We start from the raw sequence: 21,174 nt of genomic DNA on the forward strand, positions 1-21,174 counted from the left end.
CGCCGCACCCCTCTTCCCGCTTCCCGCCGCCTCCCTCCGCCGGGATCGCTGCCCGGCGTTTCGTCCCCTGTGCTCCCGCGCCGAGGGGTATTCGGCGGGCAGCGATTGCCGAGACCCGCTCTGCGTCTCTGCCTCCGTGGTCACATCACGTGGCGTGGTGTCGTTTCGCAAGGTCGGCGCGCCCTGTGTCCCGGTGTGGGTGAGACGATGCTGGGACCGCGCCTCGCGCGATGGCGCCATCTCAACTGGCCCAGGTGCAGTGCCGGTCCCCGTCGACCGCGCCATGCGGGCTTTTCGCAAGCGTGATGGGTTCTTACTCATCACCGTTCACCGAAACCCCGCACGCGCATCCGCAAAACCCATCACCGTTGCAGAAACCCCGCACGAAGTGACACCACTCATTGGGGCTCGCCCGGGCCTCCCCGCGCCCCTCATGGCGTGATCGCTGCCCGGCCATGCGCCTTCCGGAGCCTCGCGTCGAGGGGAGTTCATCGGGCAGTGATGGGCTCAGGTTCGCTCGGTCGTCTGCGAGAGCGGAGACTCGCGGGGGCTCTCAGGATGCGGGGCGTACGGTCGTGCCGTGAGCGTGCACATCCGCAGCATCGGCACCGCCGTCCCCCCGACCGAGCTGCCCCAGACGAAGGCCCGTGACCTCTTCGCGGCCCAGCCCGGCATCAACCGCCTCGGCGCGCGCCTCATCGGCGCGGCCTTCGATGGCTCCGCGATCGAGACGAGGCACACGGTCGTGGATGCGCTGGCCGGCGGCACCGACTCGGCGCTCGTCGCCGATGGCCTGGTGCTGGACGCCTCCACCGGCGCCCGCAATACGGTCTACGCCGAGCGCGTGCCAGAGCTGCTGCTCGGCGCCGCCCGCGCCGCACTCGAGGGCAGCGGCCTCGAGACCGGCGACATCACGCACGTCGTCACCGTCTCCTGCACGGGCTTCTACGCGCCCGGCCCCGACTACGAACTCGTGCGCGGCCTCGGCCTGTCGCCCCGCGTGCAGCGCTTCCACCTCGGTTTCATGGGCTGCTACGGCGCCTTCCCGGCGCTGCGTGCAGCGGATGCCTTCGCCAGAGCCGACCCGAACGCGGTCGTGCTCATCGTGTGCGTCGAGCTGTGCACCATCCACTTGACGAGCTCGAACGACCCGGAGCAGATCGTCGCCACCTCGGTCTTCGCCGACGGGGCTGCGGCAGCCCTCGTGACGGCACGTCCCGCCCCGGCCGGCACACGCATCCTGACCATCGACGCCCTCGCGAGCACCATCACCGACGAGGGCGAGTCGGAGATGGCGTGGACCATCGGCGACAGCGGGTTCCGGATGCGCCTCTCGGGGTACGTGCCGAGCATCATCGGGGCGTCGATCGAAGACGTCGTCGCTCCGCTGCTCGCGCCGACCGTGCCCGCCGAGACACCGCTGTGGGCGATCCACCCGGGCGGGCGGAGCATCCTCGACAAGGTCGAGCAGGCCCTCGGGCTCACCGAGGAGCAGCTCGCGCCGTCACGAGGCGTGCTGCGCGACCACGGCAACATGTCGAGCGCGACGGTGCTGTTCATCCTCGAACGGCTGCTCAGCGGGAACGCCGATGACTCGAGGCGCGGCATCAGCGGCGGCGAGTCGAGCATCGACGGCCAGGGTGTTGACGGCCCAAGCTCCGGTGCCCCGGCGGTCGGCGCCCTGAGCGTTGGCGGCCCAGGCGTCGGCGGCCCGAGCGCCGGCGATCCGACCATGGGCGCCTCGAGCGTCGGTGCCCCGAGCGCCGGCGATCCGAGCGTCGAGAACCCCAGCGGTCGCGACCGCGGCGAGGCGCTCTGCGCGATGGCGTTCGGTCCCGGCCTCACGGTCGAGGTCGGACGATTCACGCGGATGCGCGCGTGAGCGCACTCCGCGCGGTCGCCTCGGCGCTCGCCGTCCCGCGCGATACGACGTCGCTCGAGCTCATGGACGACCCCGATTGCGACCGCGATCGCCTCTTCGCGACGTACCGGCAGTTCCGCGCCGTCAACGCCCTCGTCGCGGGCTGGCGGCGCGTGTACCTGCGCGACGTGCGGCCCGTGCTCGACCGGACGCGCGCATCCAAGTTGCTGGACATCGGCTTCGGGGGCGGCGACATTCCACTGGCACTCGCCCGGTGGGCCGCGCACGACGGGCTGCGCCTCGAGGTGACCGCCATCGACCCCGACGAGCGAGCGCACGAGTTCGTCGAGACGCGCGGCCTCACGGGGAGCGGCGTCGACTTCCGGGCGGCGTCCAGCAGCGAGCTCGTCGCCGCGGGGGAGTCCTACGACATCGTCACGTCCAACCACCTCCTGCACCACCTCGACCCGGATGCGCTCACCGGCCTCCTCGCCGACAGCGCGGCCCTCGCCCCGCTCACCCTGCACAGCGACATCGAGCGCGGACGCATCGCGCTCGCCGCGTTCGGCGCCGCGACGAAGCCCCTCGACCGCGGGTCGTTCGTGCACTTCGACGGGACGCTCTCCATCCGTCGCAGCTACACGGCGCCCGAGCTCCGAGCGGTCGCGCCGGACGGATGGACGGTGCGGCGCGAGTTCCCCTACCGGCTGCTGCTGACCCGAGACCAGACGCTCACGCCGCAGGGCTCGCCTCAGCCCGCCGGTGTACCGTCGGCGACGTGAACGTGCCCCCGCTGCTGGTCGCCGCGACAACCAGCTACGCCGCGAACTGCGCCCTCGGCGTGAGCGTCGCGACGGGTGTCGTGCGAACCGGCCGCTGGCATTGGATCCACCACGCCCTCTACATCTGCACGTCGGGGCTCACGCTCGCCGCCGGCGTCGCGCTGCTCACGAGCCGCGACGAGCATCGCCGCCGCGCCGGCACGCTGCTGCTGCCGACCGCGCTCCCGCTCGCCGCGATCCCGTACGCCGGCACCCACTCCCGACGCCACCCCGCCATCGCGCTCGCGGCCGCACCCTTCTACGCGCTCGCGGTGCGAGCATCCGCTCGCCGCTGAGAAATCCAGCCCTGCCGGGTTGCCGCCCGGCCCCACCGCTGCCGCGTTGCTGCCCTGCCCTGCCGCCCTGCCCGCCAGCGCCCCGACCGGTCAATCGCTGCCAGTCGAATTGCCTTCCAGGATGAGCGCTGGACGGGTATTCGACTGGCAGCGATCTTGCGGGCGCGGGCTCAGGCGCGGGTGACTGCGATGTAGGTGGGGCCGCCAGACCGCGCGGCGGCACATCTGGCGCCGTAGCGCCTCAGCCTTCGCCGTTGTAGTACGGCCACGGGTTGATGCGGCGGTCACCGCGGCGGTCCGGTCCGGTGAGGGTCACCTCGCCGGTCGCTGCCCACTCGACGCCGCGCGGGAACATGCGGATGAACTCGATGCGGCGGAACGTGTCGATGTCGTGCCCGATCGTGATCGTGAACGAGCGGCCAGTGCCGTACTCGTTGATCCAGGCAAGGGGCTGCTCCGTGTTGATTCCGGGCAGCGCGGCGATGCCCTCCGGCGGAATCGCGACGGGGTAGTGGGGCATGGGCCACATGGGCGCCTTCTCGTAGGACTCGAGGTCGTCGAAGGTCGTGAGAAGAACCTGTGCGCCCTCGTACAGTTCGACGCCGACGAGGATGTCGTCGCCCGTGACCGTCCAGGTGTCGTTGATGCCGTCGGTGATGGCGTGGCGGGGTTCGGTCGTGCGCAGCTGCGCCTCACCCCAGGGGCGGGGGCGGATGCCGGTTGGCACGCTGAGCTTCGAGCCGCGCATGACGTTGTACTCCTCCGGGTACCCCCAGTCGTCTTCCTGCACGGCAGAGCCGTGGAACCAGACGATGCCCTTGCCGTCGTCGTGCACGAACTTCAGGATCGCCGCGTCCGTCTCCGGACCGAATCCGGTGCCCTGGTCGTGGTAGCCGTCACGACCTTCGAACACGATGAGCAGCGCGTCGTACTTGCCGATGATCTCGGAGGTGAGACCGCGGGGGTCCTCGGTGACGCGCACCTTGAACCGCCCCGTGTCTTCGAGGAGTGTCGTCAGCCACTGGTTGTGCTGGCGGAAGCTGCGGAACTCGTTGTCATGCTCCGACGTCATGTGTCCCGAGAGGATGAGCACGTTGAGGGGACTGGTCACTGGTTCTCCTTTGAGCCGGGTGTTCGGGCCAGGCTTCCACGCTTATGTCGAAATCGCACATAAGAAGTTCGGATCGCCGGCATCAGGCTGAGGGTCTGGACTTTTGAGCCCCGAGGTCCACCCGAAGGCTCGGGCATACGTTTCAGGCGGATGCGCCAGACTCAGCGCATGGAATTCCTCGACGTCCTGCGGCGCCGCAAGACCACCAACGGCCCGTTCCTCCCCGACCCCGTCAGCGAGGAGCATCAGCGCCTCCTCATGGAGGTCGCCGGCCGTGCCCCATCGCAGCTCAACAGCCAGCCGTGGCGGTTCGTTGTCGTCGAGGCGCGCGAGACGATCGAGGAGATCGCCAGCATCAGCGGCGAGAGCATGACGACGGCCATGAGCAACGGCACGTTCTTCGAGCGGTACAAGCCGTACTTCCGCTTCAGCAAGCAGGAGATGGAGCAGCGGCGAGACGGGATGCTGTTCGACAAGCTCCCCGCGCCGCTCCGGCCCTTCACGAGCCAGGTGTTCACGAAGCGCGGGCAGTTCCTCATGAACTCGCTGCGCGTCCCCAACACGCTCGGCGAGGAGAACCGTAAGCTCGTCGCGGGCTCACCGCTGCTGCTCGGCGTGATGCTCGACCGCGCCGAGTATCGGCCAGGGGAGCTGTCCTCGTTCTACTCGGTGTTCAGCATGGGGGCGGCCATGGAGAACATCTGGCTCACCACGGGTGAGATCGGGATGGGCATCCAGTTCGTGTCGTTCCCCATGGAGGTGCCGGGGCAGTGGGACAAGATCGTCGACCTCCTCAAGGTGCCGGACGAGTTCGAGCTCATGGCCGTGTACCGCCTCGGCTACCTCCCCAAGGAGCAGCGCCGCCCCGCCATCGACTGGTCGTCGCACCAGCGCAAGCTGCCCTCGCAGTACGTGTTCCGCGACACGTGCGAGACGCCGCAGCAGGGCTGGGACGAGGCCGCGCCGACGACGTAGGCGACGGCTGGATTACACGGCGGGGCAGGCCGTCGTGTACGTGAGGTTCGTCATCCGCACCCCGTGGCTCAGGACGCCCTGTGGCGGCACCGCGGTTCGTGGTGTCGTCAGCTCGACGATGAAGGAGTCGGTCGAGCCGGTCGACGAGTAGGTGACGGAACCCGCCACGACCGGCCCGATCGGCAGGTCGGCCGTCGGACGGTAGGTGTTGGATACGGGCTCCAGTTCGACCCTGTTCCCGGGGGTCGCGACCGCTCCCGGAAGTCCGATGACGCGGAGGTGCTCGCGGTAGAAGTCGCTCCCGTCGACGTCGAAGACGCGGAAGCTGATGTTCGCGAGGGGTCGGTCGAAGGTGATCGTCGTCGTCTGCGTGTAGGCGGCGTCGAACTCCTTGTTCGCTGCGGCCACCGTCTGTCGGTCGCCGAGGAAGATGCCGTCACCGGTCGTGTTGAGGTTGTCGGAGGTCGCGGGAACCTCGATGTTCGGCCCAGTGGCGACGGTGACGGTGTACGTGACGACCTCGCCCGTCGGCGTCGTGAAGGTGCCGACGCCGTTGCTCGTATCCGTGGCGGTGAAGGTGTTCTGCCAGCTGAGTTGCGCGTCCTGCGTGCACACGCCAGACGCAGCAGCGACCGGGGCGGCAGATGCGACGGCGATGAGCGGCACTGACCAGGCCGCGCCCGTGACGAGCGCTCTGCGCGAGAGCTCGGGTCGGCGAGATGAAGGGTTCGGGTGCGACATGAGGACCTCTCGAGTGGGGGCGGCGAGGTGCCACGGGGAGGGAACGGAGCCGAGGGGAGGCAGGAAGGAATGCGGCTTCCGCTTCGATTGTGAGCGAGAACTCTCCGGAAGTCATGTGGGAGCTGCATCTGGATCCGGCGGGCCAGCCGTGCTCGCCGCGTCGCGCGTCAGCTGGCGGTGGAGTTCGCGAGGGCTGTCCGCGCCACCTCTCCCGAGAGCACGAGCTCGGCGACGGCCTCCATCTCGGGGCTCAGGAAACGGTCGGGACCGGCTCCATCGGAGACGGCGGAGACGAGGCCCAGGACGGCGCTGGTTGCCCGGCCCGGCTCGAGGGGAGCGCGGAACTGGAGCGCGCGGGATCCGGTGAGCACCTCGATGGCGAGCACCCGCCCGAGCCCGTCGACGGCGCGGCGCAGCTTGCGCGCTGCAGCCCAGCCCATCGAGACGTGGTCCTCCTGCATGGCCGATGACGGGATCGAGTCGACGGATGCGGGCACCGCGAGCCGCTTGAGCTCCGAGACGATGCCCGCGGCCGCGTACTGCGCGATCATGAGGCCCGAGTCGACGCCGACCTCATGCGCGAGGAACGGCGGGAGCCCGCGGTTGCGGGACGGGTCGAGGGCGCGGTCGGTGCGGCGCTCGGAGATGCTGGCCACGTCGGCGACCGCGATGGCCAGGAAGTCGAGGACGTATGCGACGGGCGCCCCGTGGAAGTTGCCGTTCGACGCGACCCGACCATCCAGCGTCACGACCGGGTTGTCGACGGCGGATGCGAGCTCACGCTCTGCGATCATCGCCGCGTGCGCCAGCGTGTCGCGGGCGGCCCCGTGGACCTGGGGGGAGCAGCGCAGCGAGTAGGCGTCCTGCACGCGGCCGTCCTCAGGCCCGCGGTGGCTGGCGACGATGGGGGATCCGGCGAGGAATCGGCGCAGGTTCGCGGCGGACTCGCCCTGGCCGAGCTGCGGGCGCAGGGCCTGCAGATCGGCGGCGAAGACAGCATCGGTCGCGAACTGGCTCTCGACCGACATTGCGGCGGCCAGGTCGGCCGTCGTGAGCAGCATCCGGATGTCGTGGATCGCGAGCAGCAGCATCCCGAGCATCCCGTCGGTGCCGTTGATGAGCGCGAGGCCCTCCTTCTCGCGGAGGACAAGCGGCTCGATGCCGGCGGCGACAAGTGCCGCACCCGCATCAACTTCGGTGCCGCTCGCGTCGCGCACGGTTCCCTCGCCGGTCGCGGCGAGGGCCAGGTGAGACAGCGGGGCGAGGTCACCCGAGCAGCCGAGCGAACCGTACTCCCGCACCATCGGGGTGATGCCCGCGTTGAGCATGGCCGCGTACGTCTCGACGACCACGGGGCGCACGCCGGTTCGCCCCGTCGCGAGGGTCTGCAGGCGCAGCAGCTGCAGTGCCCGGATCACCTCGCGTTCCACCTCCGGCCCAGTGCCAGCCGCGTGCGAGCGGATGAGGCTCGCCTGCAGCTGCACGCGCCGCTCGGGCGCGATGAACTTCGTCGCGAGCGCGCCGAAGCCCGTCGAGATGCCGTAGTGCGGGTTCGGGTCGTCGGCGAGGCGTTCGATGAGGTCGCGGGTGCGCGCCACCTCGTCGAGTGCGGCCGGTGCGACGTCGACGTGCGCGCCATGCCTTGCGACGGCGACGACCTCCGCAGGCTCGAGCGGGCGAAGACCGAGAGTGACGGGCCCGACCGGTGCGGCCTGGCCTGAGCCGGGTTCGGCGGGGCTGGACGAGGTGCGGCCGGCGGCGGATGCGGGTGTGCTCATGACCTCGATTCCACCCCACCCGTTGCGTATTGTCAGCGCGGGGAGGACACTCAGTGTCTGTGATCTCAGACAGAGTGCCCGCGCTGGCCGGCCAGTTCGCGCGTGCGCTGCCGACGGTCGACCCGGTGTCCAACATGAGTGAGATAACCGCCACTCGAGGCCCCGTAGCGCGGTTCGGGCCGCTTTCATCACTGATGTTGGTCACGCGCGCCCGGGAGTCGGACCCGCCGGCCCCGGCGGCTGCCACGGACGCGGCGGACCCGGCGGACCCGACGGAGTCGCCCGCGCGCCTGACCAACTTGCGTGAGATACCCGCTACTCGAGGCCGTTTAGTGCGGTTCGGGTCGGTTTTCTCACTCATGTTGGTCACTGCTGCCCGGGAGCCGTGCGCCACCGACGCGGCGGGCCCGGCGGAGTCGCCTGCGCGCCTGACCAACTTGCGTGCAATATCTGCCGTCCGAGGGGGTTTGGCGCGGTTCGGGCCGTTTTTCGCACTGATGTTGGTCACGCGCGCGGCCAGGTCGAGGCCGCTCGAGGGCATTGCCGGGATGAGCTCGTGACGGAAGCCGGCGGCAAGGCTGCTGGCCGCGCCCAGGTACCGGCGGCCGACCAGACGCTCGCGATCCTCAGCTTCCTGAGTCGCCAGCGGGGGCCGGTTGCGGCGAGCACGATCGCGACGCAGCTCGGCATCCCGCGCTCGAGCGTCTACCACCTGCTGACGACGCTGCTCGAGCACCGCTTCGTCGTGCATCTGCGCGGCGAGCGTCGCTGGGGTCTCGGGACGGCCGCGTTCGAGTTGGCCGGCGGATACGCGCGGCAGGAGCCGCTCGCGCGCGTCGGCCACCAGGTGGTCGCCGACCTCGTCGACCAGGTGGGGGAGAGTGCCCACCTTGCCGTGATGAGCGGCCGAGATGTGCTCTACATCGTCGACGAGCGCGCACCACGTCGGCCGGTTCTGGTCGCCGACGTGGGGGTGCGTCTGCCGGCGCACCTCACCGCGTCCGGTCGTGCGATGCTCGCGGCCCTGCCGCAGAAGCAGGTGCGTGCGCTGTTCCCGGATGCGTCTTCGTTCGCGGATCGCACGGGTCGCGGCCCGAGGACTCCGCGTGAGCTGCGGGCGGTACTCGATGGGGTCCGGAGCGGGGCGCTGGCGTCGGAGAACGGCGAGGTGTCGGCGGGGATGCGCTCGGTGGGGATGCCAGTGCTCGACCACACCGGCTGGCCTGCGGCTGCGATCGCGGTCACCTGGTCGGAGGATCGCCCCCAGGATGAGCCGCGGCTGCGGCTGCTCCTCGAGAGGTCCGCTGCCGAGATCACCCGCCGCATCTTCGGCGGGTAGGCCCGCCCCAGAGGCTCAGGTGAGGTGCGGCGGGTTGCTGGTGTCCGGCTCGTAGTCTTTGGTGCCGAGCGGGTGCCGTTTGCGCTGTCGCGCGCTCTTGATGATCGTGATGAGGCCGTAGCCGCCGGCGAATCCGCCGACCCAGGTGAGGGCGTGCAGGTAGGCGGGTCCGCCCATGAGGTCTGCGATGACGGCGATCACGCCGAGCGCGAGTCCCGCGATGAGGTATCCGAGGGCGAGAACTTCTTGTCGCGTCATATTCGTCTCTTCAGGCCAGGGAAGCGAATGGGGTCACGGCGACGGAGTCGACCGTGTCAGTTGCTAGTGAATATACCTCCTGCGCCGTGCCACGAGGGCGTTTGAGCGTGCGGAGCAGTCGGGGTGTGAGGATGGGGCGATGACACGCATCCTCATCACCGGTTCAACGGACGGCCTCGGATACTCGACTGCGGAGTCGCTCCTCGATCAGGGGCACGAGGTCATCGTGCACGCGCGGAGCGCGGCTCGGGCGGAGGCAGTCTCGGCGCTCATCGACCGCGGTGCGGACCTCGTGGTCGCCGACCTGTCCGACCGCGGCGCGGTGCTCGACGCGACGGACGAGCTCAACGAGGGGCGGGCCATCGACGCGGTGATCCACAACGCCGGAGTGCTGACGGGGCCGAGCCTGCTGCCCGTCAACGTGGTCGCGCCGTATCTCTGCACGGCTCTCCTGACGACTCCGAGCAGGCATGTCTACCTCAGCAGCAGCATGCACCGAGACGGCAAGGCACAGCTCGCGGGGCTCGACTGGTCGGGTGGTTCCGTGACGGCGAGCTACTCCGACACGAAGCTGCTCGTCGCGGCCTTCTCGGCGGGCGTCGCCGAGCTGTGGGGTCCGCGCGTGCTCGCCAATTCCGTCGACCCGGGCTGGGTGGCGACGAAGATGGGCGGGTCCGGGGCGCCAGATGACTTCGACCTCGGCCACGAGACGCAGGAGCGTCTGGCGGTCGACCCGAGCCTGCAGGTCACGGGCGGCTACTGGCACCACGGCGCCCAGCAGCAGCCGGCGGGCGGTGTGCGTGACGCGGACTTCCGGGCGCGCCTCATCGAGGAGCTGGCCGAGGTCACCGGGGTCGCCCTGCCGACGCGCTGACGCGCGCATCCGCTCACGCGAGCACGCAGATTCGATCCGGAGCTGACGCGCACGCACAGATGAGATCGCGCACAGACGCGGGCCCGCGCATCCGGAACCAGGAAAGGAGGAACCTGGTGGATGCGGGGGCCCGCGCGGATCGTGCGAGTGCGGTGCTCAGCTCGCCGGTGGAGCAGCCGACGAGCTGGGCACTGCCCGGAGCGGAGTGACCTAGCCGCGGCCCTGCACTGCGTACGGGTTGAGGATGGCCTCTTCGGTCCCGGGGAGGATGCCCTCCTCGGTCGCGGTGGGGCGTCCGGCGTCCGGCGGGAACGACTCGGTCATCGAGATCGGCATGGCGCCGTTGCGGTAGAGGTTGTTGGAGCCGGTTGAGGGCTTCCAGTCGTTGGGCTCCCAGTCGGGCACGTAGTTGCGGTATCCGCCCGTGTTGACCTCGATGCGCATGCCGCTGGGGTCGCGGAGGTAGAGGAAGCTCTGCTCGCCGATGCCGTGGATGGAGGGGCCGTACTCGATGGGGATGTTGTTCTCCATGAGCACGTCGGCGCCCTGGAGGAGCTCCTCGCGGGTGTCGACCCAGTACGCGTAGTGGTTGATGCGGCCGGGGCGCGACGAGCTGTCGAGGACGACGCCGAGGTCGTGCGACTTCTCGTTGGTGGTGAGGACGGAGAAGACCGTGACGGGGTGGTCGTCGAGCACCGTGTAGGCCATGATGCGGAAGCCGAGGACCTCGTTGTACCACTTCGCGAAGCCGCGAACGTCGGAGGCGGCGACGGTGACGTGGTCGAGCTGGCGGGGGCCGACGGCGTGCTTCGAGCGCTTCTCGGGGCGGTCGGGGAAGACGGAGGCGTGCTCGGCGTCTGCCTGGTACTTCTCGACGTCCCAGTAGAGCTCCATCGTGTGACCGTACGGCCCGGTGAAGGTGTACGACTTGCCGTGGCCGACGCTGCGGTCTGCCCATTCGCCGTGCACGCCAGCGGCTTCGATGCGCTTGGCCGCCTCGTCGAGCGCCTCGGCGCTGGAGGTGCGCCAGCCCATGACGTTGAGGGCGGCCTCTGGGCCTTCGGCGATGACGAGGCTGTACGTGTAGTAGTCGCCCCACGAGCGGAGGTAGACCTTGCCGTCTTCGCGTGCGACGACGCGCAGGCCGAATTCGTTCTCGTAGAACGTGACCGAGGCTTCGACGTCTGGCGTCGCGATCTCGATGTGCGAGAGGTGGGAGAGCAGTTTGATCATCGTCGATCCTTTTCGTCTGGTGCGGTGCGTCTGTGGCGGTTCTCGGCCGCGGCTTGCATGTGCCGTCTCGGGCACAACACCACTTTCGTTCCGAACCCACATATCAGGGAAGCTGAAGTTCATGATGGCGAGCATCATCGATGTGGATGGTTCGCTCGCGGCTACCATTGCGGCATGTCCGGTGGCGGTGGTGACGAGCGCAGTGTCGCGCAGAAGTTGTTCGCGATCGTCGACGCGTTCGCGGCTCGTGAGGAGCTGACGCTCTCGCAGGTCGCGGCGGCAGCGAACCTGCCGGTGTCGACGGCGCACCGCATGCTCGCGTCCTGGACCGAGTGGGGTGGTCTCGAGCGGACGGAGTCGGGCACCTACCGGGTCGGTATCAAGCTGTGGCGCCTCGGGGCGCGGCGGACGACGGTCGAGCGCTTGCGCGCCATCGCGCGGCCGTATCTCGAGGATCTCCTGGAGGCGACGGAGGAGAACGTGCACATCGCGGTGCGGGACGGCCTCGGCGCGGTGTACCTCGAGCGCATCTCGAGCCCGAACGCGGTGCGGGTCATCTCGGATGTCGGCACGCGTCTGCCCCTGCACGCGACTGGTGTCGGGCTGGTGCTGCTCGCGCATTCGCCCATCGAGGTCTTCGACGAGGTCGTCGCGTCGAAGCCGCGGCAGTACCTGCCGAACACGATCACCGAGGAGAAAGCGCTTCGGCGCCGGCTCGCGGAGATCCGGGCGACGGGCCTCTCCAGGTCGGTCGAGGAGATGACGCCTGGTGCGTTCTCGATGGCCGCTCCGGTTGTGGATGCGCACGGCGAGGTCGTCGCGGCGGTGTCGATCATCGCGCACGTCGAGCGGCTTGCCGAGCCGCAGTTCGCACTCGGGGTGCGGATGGCGGCGCGTGGGATATCGGGTGCGGTCGGTCGGTGACCGGCCCGTTGGTGAGGGTGGGGAGTTCTCACCTTGTTGCCCGTGATGAACATAGCTAGGCTAACTACATGACTTCCCTCGCTCCCACCTCCACCTCTGAGAAGTCTGCCAAGCGCTCCACTTCGGACCGCTACTGGGATGCCTACCAGCGCCGCACGCTCCCGAAGGAGTTCCTCGCCCTGTCCGTCATCGGCGCGACGCTCAGTCTCGGCTTCATCGCCGCCGTCTCCGCGTTCCTCTGATCGGGCCGGTGACCACAGCTGATGACTGACGTCTCAAGGAACCGCGAACAGAACTCGACGACGCGTGAGCGCCCCTCCGCGACTCCAGGAGACGAGGCTTCGGAGGCGGTCGACGAGCTCCGTCGCGCGGAGGCGCGCCTCGGGCGGCGCCGCCAGGCGACCGGTGAGCTGAGCGAGACCCACCGCTCGGCGATGCGGTTCATCCTCGAGCGCACCGGCGAGGGGAAGCGAACGAGCCCAGGCGAGCTGGCCGACTGGCTCGACGTCACGAGCGCGTCTGCGACGATGCTCGTGCAGCGCCTCGCCGAATCGGGCCTCGTGCGAACCGCACCGGACCCGGATGACCGTCGACGCAAGATGATCGTTCCTGTCGACACCGACCTCGATGCCGACGAGATCGACCCGGTCTCCGGCCAGATCCGCAGCCTCTCCGAAGATCTCTCCCCGCAGGAGGCGAAGCTCGTCTCGCTGTACCTCGACCGCGTCACCGCGGTCGTCGATGGGGAGTCGTCGAACAGCTGACGCAGCTGCGGGTGGGGTGCCGCTGCTTTGAAGCGATGAAGTCGGTCAGAGCAGAAAGAGCCCGCGGAGTCGGCTCGGACGTCCAGATCAAAGCCGATCCCGCGGGCAGGTCGGCCGCTCGCAGAAGCGGCCGAGTCGTGAATTCTGCGGTGGTTAGCGGGTCTTCCCGAGCACGTGGATTGCTCCCGTCGTGACGCCGACCTCGAGCTTCTCGAGGGTCACCCCGCGGGTCTCGGGAACCTGCGTGATCGTGAAGAGCAACGCGACCGCCCCGATACCGGCGAAGAGGAAGAACACCCCGCTGATGCCCATCCCGGCGATGAGGCTCGGGAAGTAGAGGGCCAGGAAGCCGTTGGTCATCCAGCCGAAGAACACGGACACGCCGATGCCGAGGCCACGCATGTGCAGCGGGAAGATCTCCGCCAGGTATACCCAGACGGCGACGTTCAAGAAGGTCTGCATCGAGGCGACGAACGCGACGACGAGGATGAGGATCACGAACGGGCGGGCCGGGTTGCCGACCGGAAGCAGCAGCGACGCGGCGCCGATGAGCAGATGGCAGGTCGTCGTCAGCGTGAGGCCGATCGCGAACGTCTTCCGGCGGTCCACGCGGTCCATCATGTACAGCGCGATGAACCCGCCGATGACGGCGACCACACCGGGCGCGATGTTCGCGATGAGAGCCGCATCCGCTTCGAAGCCCGACTCGATGAGCACGACCTGCCCGTAGTACATGATCGAATTGATGCCGGTCAGCTGCTGCATCATGGAGACGCCGATGCCGATGAGCAGGATGCGGATGAGCCACTTGTTCGTGAGCACCGCGCCGAGGCCCACCTTCGCCTCCGTCTGCTCTTCCTTCGCGACCTGCTCGACCTCGCCGAGCTCGGCGATCGCGCGCTCCTCGGAGCGCACCGTCTTGAGCACGGTGAGCGCATCCGCGTGCCGTCCCTTCTCGACGAGCCAGCGCGGCGACTCGGGCATGCGCAGCATCCCGAAGAAGAGGGCGATGGCGGGAATCGCGCAGACGGCGAACATGATGCGCCAGACCCCGTCGATGTGGCTGAGCGTGTTGCCGAGGATGGCGTTGATGACAAACGCGGAGAGCTGACCCGTGACGATCGCGACCTCGTTGCGGCCCGTGATCGAACCGCGGATCTCGAACGGCGCCAGCTCTGCCAGGTAGACGGGCACGACGGTGGATGCGCCGCCGACGGCGAGGCCCAGCATGATGCGCCCCACGACGAGCAGCGCGAAGTTCGGCGACGCGACGACGACGACCGTGCCGAGGAAGAAGAGCACGGCGAGGATGATGATGGTGCGGCGGCGGCCGATGGCGTCCGAGATGCGTCCGCCGAAGAGCGCCCCGAAGGCGGCGGCGAACACGAGGGAGCTGGTGACGACGCCCTCCGTGAAGGCATCGAGGCCGATCTCCGCGGCCATGGGGCGCAGCGCGCCGTTGATGACGCCGGTGTCGTAGCCGAAGAGCAGTCCGCCGAAGCAGGCGACGATCGAGATGAGTCCGAGCCGCTTGCGGTACGGGCCTGGCGTGAGTTTGGGCAGGGTCGTCTCTGACGCTGATGCCCCATGCGTGGAAGTGATGAGAACTCCTTTGTCTCCGCGGTTCGTCGCGCTCCTGGGTGATCTCTGCGCGATTCTGGCCGGGTCGCCCGGCCAATTGGAGGCAACCTTATACGTACTAGACGCCGAGCGCTAGTACGTAATAGTCTGTGCGTGCTGGGCGCACCCAGCAGCACAGTGTCGTGTCGGCACCGCCGTCCTCAGGAGAAGCACCATGTCCAAGACCCCCCTCATTCGTGTCGCGCTCATCGGCGCCGGCCGCATCGGCAGCAACCACGCAGCGCTCATCGCCCGCGACATCCCGAACGCCGAGCTCATCGCCATCGCCGACCCCGTCGAGGGTGCCGCGGCGAAGCTCGCCGAGACGCTCGGCGTCGAGCAGTCGTACACGGACATCGCCGAGCTGCTCGCCCGCCCCGACCTCGACGCGGTCGTCATCACGGCCCCGCCGCGCTTCCACACCGCGCTCGTCGAGCAGGCGGCCGCGGCAGGCAAGGCCATCTTCTGCGAGAAGCCGACGGGTGTCTCGCTCGAGGAGCTGCGCCGCGTCGAGGCCGCCGTCGAACGCCACGACGTGATCTTCCAGGTCGGCTTCAACCGCCGCTACGCCAACGGGTTCCCCGAGCTGCGCTCCGCCCTCGACGCGGGAGCCCTCGGCACGCCGCAGCTACTGCGCTCGGTGACCCGCGACCCGGGCCTCGCGAACCCCGCGGCGATCCCGCCGTTCACGATCTTCCTCGAGACCCTCATCCACGACTTCGACACCCTCAACTTCTTCAACCCGGGCTCCCGCGCCACCCAGGTCTACGCGGTCGCGGATGCGCTCGTCGCGCCGGACTTCAAGGACAAGGGCCTCCTCGACACCGCTGTCGTCACGATCCGCTACGACAACGGCGCCATCGCAACGGCGGAGGCGAACTTCTCCGCCGCCTACGGCTACGACACCCGTGCCGAGGTCTTCGGCAGCGCCGGCATGGCGACCGCGGGTGAGCTGGCGGCGTCGAGCCTGCGCCTCTATGGCGCGGCGGGCGCGTCCTTCGACACGGTGCGCGCCGACACGCAGCTCATGCGTGCCGCCTACACGGGCGAGCTGCAGGCATTCGTCGACGCCGTCGCCGGCGTCGAGACCCCCCGCCCCGGCACGGAGGCCGCGCTCGAGGCCATGGTCATCGCGCTCGCCTGCATCGAGTCGGTCAAGACCGGCGCACCAGTCGAGGTCGTCCGATGAGCGGGGCCGTCGCTGGTGCTGGCTCGGGCGCTGTCGAATCGCCGTTCGTGCTCGCCGCGTGTGCGGAGATGCTGTTCCTCGACCTCCCGTTCGAGGAGCGAGTGCGCCGCATCGATGAAGCCGGCTTCGAGGTCGAGATCTGGCGGTGGTGGGAGAAGGACCTGGATGCGCTCGTCGCGACCGGCGCGACGTTCGGCTCCATGTCTGGGTACATCCGAGGTGAGCTCATCGACCCGTACGGGGCCGACGCGATCGTCGCCACGGCGCGCGAGTCGCTCGAGGCGGCCCAGGTGCTGAATGTGCCGCGCCTCGTGATCCACGGGACGGGCCTCGACGACAACGGCCTGCCCGTGCGTCCGAGCGCGCACACCACTCCGGCCGACTGGCTCGCCGCCCTGCGTACGTTGGAGCGCCTCGCGAAGCTCGGCGAGGAGTACGGCAAGGTGTTCACGCTCGAGAACCTCAACCACGCCGTCGACCACCCCGGCGTGCCGTTCAACCGGGCGAGCGACACGATCGCGCTCGTCGCCGCGGTCGACAGCCCGCACCTTCGGCTCAACCTCGACCTGTACCACGCGCAGATCGGCGAGGGGGACCTCGTCGACCTGTGCGGGCGCGCGCTGCCGTTCATCGGCGAGATCCAGGTCGCGGATGTGCCCGGGCGCTGCGAGCCGGGAACGGGCGAGATCCACTACCCGCGGGTCGCTCGGGAACTCGACGAGCTCGGCTACCGCGGGGTCGTCGCGATGGAGGCGTTCGCGTCCGGTGACTCCGACCTCGCGCTCCGCAGGTTCCGGGAGGCCTTTAGCATCGAGGTATGAGCGACGTTGACGCACGAGACGCCCGCCGCCCGGTGAGACCGGGCGGCGGCAAGCGCGTCACGATGCGCGACGTCGCCGACGCGGCTGGCGTCTCGCAGCCGCTCGTGTCGATCGTCATGCGCGACGTGCCGGGTGCGAGCCCAGAGTCGCGCGCGCATGTTCTCGAGGTCGCTGCCCGTCTCGGCTACCGGCGCGACGAGCGGGCGAGGATGCTCAAGCAGGGCCGCTCGCGCCTCGTCGGCATCGTCTTCCACGCGGCGCAGCCGTTCCACGGCGAGCTCATCGACGAGCTCCAGCTCGCGGCCCGGTCTGCTGGGTACAACGTGTCGCTCGCTGCGGTCACGAAGCGACGGGGCGAGGCGGATGCGATCGAGGCGCTGCTGGGGGAGCGGGTCGAGGGGCTCGTCCTGCTCGGAGCGTCGCTGCCCGAGGAGCAGCTCGACCGCATCGCCGAGGAGGTTCCCGTCGTCACGGTCGCCAGCCAGTACTCGTCGGCGTCGTTCGACAGCGTGTCCATGGACGACGCGCGCGGTATGGAGCTGGCGGTGCGGCACCTGCACGAGCGCGGGCACTCGCGCATCCTGTACCTCGGGGCGCCTGGCGTCTCGGGTGATGAGGTGCGCACGGCCACGTTCCTCGCCGCCACGGCTGCTGCCGGGCTCGGCGACCAGGTCGCGATCGTCGCGGGCGGAGCTTCGGAGGCCGCCGGCGCGAAGGTGATCGAGGAGGCGCTGGCCCGCTACCCGGACGCCACCGCTGTAGTCGCCTTCAACGACCGGAGCGCGCAGGGCGTCGTCGCCCAGGCGCGCCTCCTCGGCAAGCGTGTTCCCGAGGACCTGGCCGTGGTCGGCTTCGACGACTCCGAGCAAGCCGAGCTGCCGTACCTGCAGCTCACCAGCCTCGCGCAGGATCCGGCGCAGCTCGCATCCGCGGCCGTCGAGATGGTGGTGGGGCGCGTCGACGCGAGCGCCGAAGGCGAGCAGCCGCGGAGCGGGGAGCACCGCATCCTGCCGACGAGGCTCGTCGTGCGCAGCAGCAGCAACTCGGTCGAGCGCTCGAGGTGACGGAACGTCGGCCGCCCGGCTTCGACGGGGTGAGTCCGTCCCGTCCCAGCGGTTCGCTGCCTGGGCTGCGCGACGCTGCCCGCCGCCAGTACTTCTCGCTCGGCACCGGCGAGCTGGCGTCGGTCCTGACCTTCACGATGCTGGGCGTGTGGGTCGTGCCACCCATCTTGCCGTCGGGCAGTGACGTCGCCGCGTTCTGGTCGGCGCTCGCACCCCTGCTGCTCGTGCTCCTGCACGGTGGCTCGTACTGGCTGCTCGCCCGCCGCTGGGTCGGCACCTCCAGGATGCCCGTCGGTCTCGCGCGCACGTTCTGGGTGTTGAAGTGGCTGAACCTCGCGGTGCTCGTCGGCGGTCTCGTCGGCGTCGTGGCCTGGTGGCCCAGCTCCTGGCTGGTCGCGGTGCTCGTCCTGTTCACATGGGCATTCGGGGCCGTCGAGTACCTCAACTACTTCGTCGTGCGGCTGAGCTACCCGGCGCGGGCCTGGCTGCCAGAGGTGCGACGCCTTCGGACTCCGCGCTTGATGAGGGATATCAGGCAAGCCACGCATCGGTAGGCTTCCCGGATGCCACTCGGTCGCGGATTTCGTGTGCTCTGGAGCGCGAACGCCCTGTCGAACCTGGCAGACGGCATCGCGTTCGTATCGATGCCGCTGCTGGCCGCCTCGGTCACCGACGACCCGCGCCTCGTCGCGGGCTTGGCGACGCTCTACGCGCTGGTCCGCCTCCTGGTCGCGCTGCCCATCGGCGTCTGGGTCGATCGGGTCGAACGCCGGACCCTGCTCGTCGCGGCGAATGTGCTGCGCGGCTGCGCCCTGCTGGGGCTTGCCGTGGCCATCCAGCTCGGCTTCTCCTCCCTCATGGTCCTGTATGCGGCGATGGCCGTGGTCGCGACGTTGGAGAGCGCGGCGGACAACGCCGCATCGGCCATGCTGCCGTCGCTCGTCGACCGCGAGCGACTCGATTCCGCGAACGGGAGGGTCGCGGCGGCGCAGCTTGTCGCGGACGAGTTCGCGGGCCCTCCCCTCGGGGGCTTGCTGTTCGCACTCGCCGCAGCAGCCCCTGTCTTCGCGATGGGTGGGCTGTGGGCCGTCGCGGGCCTCGTTGCCCTCGCGCTGCCGATTCGGCGACCGTCGAGGCCAGGATCGGATGCGCGCGACGCACGACGTTCAGTCTTCGTCGAGGTGCGCGAGGGCATCGCCTGGTTGGCACGCCACCGCGTCGTCGGCAGTCTTGCGCTCATCGGAGCGCTCGCGAGCGTCGGCTACATGCTGCCCTTCTCGATTCTCGTGCTGTTCGCCGAGGAGCGCCTCGGCCTGGACAGCACCGGATACGGCCTGCTGCTCGCCGCGTCGGCCCTCGGCGGCTTGCTCGGCTCCTTCCTCGCAGCCCGGCTTCGCACGTGGCTCGGATACCGATGGACGATCGTGGCCAGTCTGGCGCTGGGGGCGCTCACGCTCGGTGGGCTGTGCCTCACGACGAAGCCGATCGTCGCCGGCGTGCTCTTGGCGCTCTACATCCTGCACGCGACAGTCTGGAGCATCTGCTCGCAGTCCCTCCGCCAGCGCCTCATCCCGGACGAGCTGCTCGGCCGCGTGGGCGCCAGCACGCGCGTGCTCGGTCTCCTGGGGCTCGCCATCGGGGCGACGATGGGCGGGCTCCTGGGGGTGGTCGACATCGCGATACCGGTCGCGGCCGGGGCCGGGATGTTCGTGGTCTGCGGCTTGGTTGCTGCTGGCGCGCTGCGGGGCGGCGTGTCCGGTCGGCGTCCGGGGAGTTCCTCTCAGGCGTCCGGAGAGCCGATGCGTCGATAGGGTCGCTCTATGTGGGAGACGGATACCGAGGACTTCGCAGACATCAAGAGCGCTGAACTCGCGCTGCTCTCGTCGGCCGTTCGAGCCGACTCCGCCCAGACGTCCGCGTTCCTGTCCGAGGACTTCGCGGAGATCGGGCGCTCCGGGCGTCGCTGGACGTACGCGGAGTCGGTGGCGGCCCTGGCCGGCGAGGAGGAGCGACCTCTGCCGCGCACATCGGAGTGGCTCTTCAATCGGGTGAGCGCGGAGCTCGTGCTCATGAACTACGTGCTCCATGAGCCCGGTCGGGACAGCAGGCATGCGTCGCTCTGGGACACGCGAGGCCCAACCCTCCGGTATCACCAGGGGACGATCATCCCCAGCTAGCCGGCGGAGCTGCGGGTCACGAACCTCGTTCGGGGTGCTCACTGCCGCGAAGGCGCCACGCCCGAGCGGGGTTCGTCGTGAACATCGCTGCGGCGACGGCGTCACCGACGCGCGAGGCGATCGTCCGCCTCGTCTGGCTGAGGAGGCCGCGCATCCCGGCCCCGCCGTCGGCTGCTGTCGCCGAGCGCGTCGTGGTGTCGCCGCCGATGAGGAGCGAGTCGGCGTGGCCCGTGTCCACGATCCGGCTGATGACAGACAGCAGGGCGGTGTCCGTGCGTGCGTGGTTGGGCGAGGGGCCGTCGACGCACAGGTACGTGCCCGTGGTGCTGACTTCGGCGATGTACTCGAGGTCGGGGTTGCGGCCCAGGTGTCCCAGGACGACGGCTTCAGGCGTCACTTCGAGCTCCCGGAGCAGGCCGACGACCTCGAGGGCGCCCCTTCCTCCTTCGAGGTGGACGGCGATGGGCGCACCGGTCGCGTGATGCGCGGCCGCAGCTGCATCCAAGCTCGTCCGTTCGAACGGCGTCACGCACGCCGGTCCGGTCCCGACCTTGATCAGGCCGCACCGCCGATCGATCACGTCGTCGACGAAGACCGCCGCGAGTTCGACGGCACTGGCGTCGAGGAGCGGATGCCCGGGCGGGTAGACCTCCCGGCGGTGCCGGCCGGTCGCGGCGACGATGTGGACTCGGGACGCGTGACCGAGTTCTCGCAGTGCGGCCAGCTGCCGACCGAGGCCGCGCGGAGTCCACTGCACGATCGTGGTTCCGCCTTCCTCGCGGAAGAGGTCAGCCTCGAGCACCGCGGCCCCGAAGTCGGCGAGCTCCTGGCCTGGCAGGGCGGGCGTGGAGAGGAACAGATGGTCGTGCGAGTCCACGACGCCGAGGCTCGCCGCGTCGAGGTCGCCGGCAATCGTTCGGACGACCTCAGCGCTCACGCGGTCGTGCTGTTCGGGGAGACCGTGTCGAGTGCGCGCAGGGCCGCCATGGTGCGGGGCAGGCCGACGTAGGCGACGAGGTGCACGAAGGCCTCAGCGACCTCTTCTCTCGACATGCCGATCCTGATCGACGATGCGATCTGTCCCTGCAGTTGAGGATCCACGCCGCCCAGTGCCGCGAGGGCTCCGAGGTTGAGGAGCTGCCGATCGCGGGGGCTGAGCCCGGGGCGCTGGTAGGTGCCGCCGAAGACCGCACCGACGATCCACTCATCGAAACCGGGCGCCGTCGCGTCGACGGTCGTGCGCCATCCCTGCGTCGTCTCGGGTTCCTGCAACGCGGCGAGCGCATCGAGGCCGGCTTCTGGGTCGTACTGCTTGTCCACGGCGTCTC

The 21,174-nt window shown here is 69.6% G+C and carries 23 protein-coding genes; 15 read left to right on the top strand and 8 right to left on the bottom strand.

Going from position 1 to position 21,174, the window contains the following annotated elements; genetic code table 11:
* The first annotated feature begins 580 nt into the window (after positions 1-580).
* From GV007_RS04070 to GV007_RS04080, 3 genes are read left to right on the top strand one after another with little or no spacing between them, the layout of a single operon-like run.
* Positions 581-1,882, top strand: coding sequence for a type III polyketide synthase (locus GV007_RS04070; RefSeq protein WP_160071120.1), 1,302 nt, complete (start codon positions 581-583; stop codon positions 1,880-1,882).
* Positions 1,879-2,643: a class I SAM-dependent methyltransferase gene (locus GV007_RS04075; RefSeq protein WP_236558315.1), complete on the top strand. Its 765-nt coding sequence runs from the start codon at positions 1,879-1,881 to the stop codon at positions 2,641-2,643. Before GV007_RS04070 ends, GV007_RS04075 begins: the two co-directional genes overlap by 4 nt.
* Entirely contained in the window at positions 2,640-2,978 is a 339-nt protein-coding gene (locus GV007_RS04080) for a hypothetical protein (protein ID WP_160071121.1), read from the top strand. The genes GV007_RS04075 and GV007_RS04080 overlap by 4 nt, the downstream gene beginning before the upstream one ends.
* 241 nt (positions 2,979-3,219) lie before the next feature.
* Here GV007_RS04080 and GV007_RS04085 read toward each other — a convergent pair whose 3' ends face one another.
* On the bottom strand, positions 3,220-4,089 hold the full coding sequence (locus GV007_RS04085) for a ThuA domain-containing protein (protein ID WP_160071122.1): 870 nt from the start codon (positions 4,087-4,089) through the stop codon (positions 3,220-3,222).
* Between the two features lie 168 nt (positions 4,090-4,257).
* On the opposite strand from GV007_RS04085, the gene GV007_RS04090 reads away from it, so the two are divergent.
* Positions 4,258-5,064, top strand: coding sequence for a nitroreductase family protein (locus GV007_RS04090; protein WP_160071123.1), 807 nt, complete (start codon positions 4,258-4,260; stop codon positions 5,062-5,064).
* 12 nt (positions 5,065-5,076) lie between these two features.
* Here GV007_RS04090 and GV007_RS04095 read toward each other — a convergent pair whose 3' ends face one another.
* Positions 5,077-5,805: a hypothetical protein gene (locus tag GV007_RS04095; protein ID WP_160071124.1), complete on the bottom strand. Its 729-nt coding sequence runs from the start codon at positions 5,803-5,805 to the stop codon at positions 5,077-5,079.
* A 167-nt stretch (positions 5,806-5,972) separates the two neighbouring features.
* Positions 5,973-7,583: a histidine ammonia-lyase gene (gene hutH / locus GV007_RS04100; RefSeq protein WP_160071125.1), complete on the bottom strand. Its 1,611-nt coding sequence runs from the start codon at positions 7,581-7,583 to the stop codon at positions 5,973-5,975.
* A 556-nt stretch (positions 7,584-8,139) separates the two neighbouring features.
* On the opposite strand from hutH, the gene GV007_RS04105 reads away from it, so the two are divergent.
* A complete protein-coding gene (locus GV007_RS04105; RefSeq protein ID WP_160071126.1) occupies positions 8,140-8,922 on the top strand; it encodes an IclR family transcriptional regulator in 783 nt (260 codons plus the stop codon).
* Positions 8,923-8,937: 15 nt separating this feature from the next.
* Here GV007_RS04105 and GV007_RS04110 read toward each other — a convergent pair whose 3' ends face one another.
* Positions 8,938-9,180 carry a hypothetical protein gene (locus GV007_RS04110; RefSeq protein WP_104301148.1) on the bottom strand — a complete coding sequence of 81 codons (243 nt, stop codon included), beginning with the start codon at positions 9,178-9,180 and terminating at the stop codon, positions 8,938-8,940.
* Between the two features lie 139 nt (positions 9,181-9,319).
* Here GV007_RS04110 and GV007_RS04115 point away from each other — a divergent pair, with 139 nt between their 5' ends.
* Positions 9,320-10,054: an SDR family NAD(P)-dependent oxidoreductase gene (locus tag GV007_RS04115; protein WP_160071127.1), complete on the top strand. Its 735-nt coding sequence runs from the start codon at positions 9,320-9,322 to the stop codon at positions 10,052-10,054.
* Positions 10,055-10,264: 210 nt separating this feature from the next.
* On the opposite strand, the gene GV007_RS04120 is transcribed toward GV007_RS04115, so the two are convergent.
* Positions 10,265-11,287 (bottom strand): VOC family protein, encoded by a 1,023-nt coding sequence (locus GV007_RS04120; protein WP_104239928.1) that lies wholly within the window; start codon positions 11,285-11,287, stop codon positions 10,265-10,267.
* A gap of 174 nt (positions 11,288-11,461) precedes the next feature.
* Here GV007_RS04120 and GV007_RS04125 point away from each other — a divergent pair, with 174 nt between their 5' ends.
* From GV007_RS04125 to GV007_RS04135, 3 genes are all read left to right on the top strand, one after another.
* Entirely contained in the window at positions 11,462-12,211 is a 750-nt protein-coding gene (locus tag GV007_RS04125; protein WP_160071128.1) for an IclR family transcriptional regulator, read from the top strand.
* Between the two features lie 68 nt (positions 12,212-12,279).
* On the top strand, positions 12,280-12,453 hold the full coding sequence (locus GV007_RS04130) for a hypothetical protein (RefSeq protein ID WP_160071129.1): 174 nt from the start codon (positions 12,280-12,282) through the stop codon (positions 12,451-12,453).
* Positions 12,454-12,474: 21 nt separating this feature from the next.
* On the top strand, positions 12,475-12,975 hold the full coding sequence (locus tag GV007_RS04135; RefSeq protein WP_160071130.1) for a MarR family winged helix-turn-helix transcriptional regulator: 501 nt from the start codon (positions 12,475-12,477) through the stop codon (positions 12,973-12,975).
* Positions 12,976-13,128: 153 nt separating this feature from the next.
* On the opposite strand, the gene GV007_RS04140 is transcribed toward GV007_RS04135, so the two are convergent.
* On the bottom strand, positions 13,129-14,631 hold the full coding sequence (locus GV007_RS04140) for a sugar porter family MFS transporter (RefSeq protein WP_160071568.1): 1,503 nt from the start codon (positions 14,629-14,631) through the stop codon (positions 13,129-13,131).
* 139 nt (positions 14,632-14,770) lie between these two features.
* Between GV007_RS04140 and GV007_RS04145 the strand changes: the two genes are divergently transcribed.
* From GV007_RS04145 to GV007_RS04170, 6 genes are read left to right on the top strand one after another with little or no spacing between them, the layout of a single operon-like run.
* Positions 14,771-15,784 carry a Gfo/Idh/MocA family oxidoreductase gene (locus GV007_RS04145; protein WP_160071131.1) on the top strand — a complete coding sequence of 338 codons (1,014 nt, stop codon included), beginning with the start codon at positions 14,771-14,773 and terminating at the stop codon, positions 15,782-15,784.
* Positions 15,781-16,605, top strand: a complete 825-nt coding sequence (locus GV007_RS04150) for a TIM barrel protein (RefSeq protein ID WP_160071132.1) — start codon at positions 15,781-15,783, stop codon at positions 16,603-16,605. The genes GV007_RS04145 and GV007_RS04150 overlap by 4 nt, the downstream gene beginning before the upstream one ends.
* A complete protein-coding gene (locus GV007_RS04155) occupies positions 16,602-17,669 on the top strand; it encodes a LacI family DNA-binding transcriptional regulator (protein ID WP_160071133.1) in 1,068 nt (355 codons plus the stop codon). The genes GV007_RS04150 and GV007_RS04155 overlap by 4 nt, the downstream gene beginning before the upstream one ends.
* Entirely contained in the window at positions 17,666-18,223 is a 558-nt protein-coding gene (locus tag GV007_RS04160) for a hypothetical protein (protein ID WP_236558317.1), read from the top strand. The genes GV007_RS04155 and GV007_RS04160 overlap by 4 nt, the downstream gene beginning before the upstream one ends.
* Before the next feature lie 9 nt (positions 18,224-18,232).
* Positions 18,233-19,480 carry an MFS transporter gene (locus GV007_RS04165; RefSeq protein ID WP_160071134.1) on the top strand — a complete coding sequence of 416 codons (1,248 nt, stop codon included), beginning with the start codon at positions 18,233-18,235 and terminating at the stop codon, positions 19,478-19,480.
* A gap of 9 nt (positions 19,481-19,489) precedes the next feature.
* Entirely contained in the window at positions 19,490-19,846 is a 357-nt protein-coding gene (locus GV007_RS04170) for a nuclear transport factor 2 family protein (RefSeq protein WP_160071135.1), read from the top strand.
* A gap of 16 nt (positions 19,847-19,862) precedes the next feature.
* Here the strand turns inward: GV007_RS04170 and GV007_RS04175 are convergent, their stop codons facing one another.
* Both GV007_RS04175 and GV007_RS04180 read right to left on the bottom strand, forming a co-directional pair.
* Entirely contained in the window at positions 19,863-20,783 is a 921-nt protein-coding gene (locus tag GV007_RS04175) for a phosphotriesterase (RefSeq protein ID WP_160071136.1), read from the bottom strand.
* On the bottom strand, positions 20,780-21,166 hold the full coding sequence (locus GV007_RS04180; protein WP_160071137.1) for a carboxymuconolactone decarboxylase family protein: 387 nt from the start codon (positions 21,164-21,166) through the stop codon (positions 20,780-20,782). The genes GV007_RS04175 and GV007_RS04180 overlap by 4 nt, the downstream gene beginning before the upstream one ends.
* Positions 21,167-21,174 lie beyond the last annotated feature (8 nt).

Source organism: Pseudoclavibacter sp. 8L (assembly GCF_902506465.1).
In the GTDB taxonomy this organism is placed as follows: domain Bacteria; phylum Actinomycetota; class Actinomycetes; order Actinomycetales; family Microbacteriaceae; genus Pseudoclavibacter.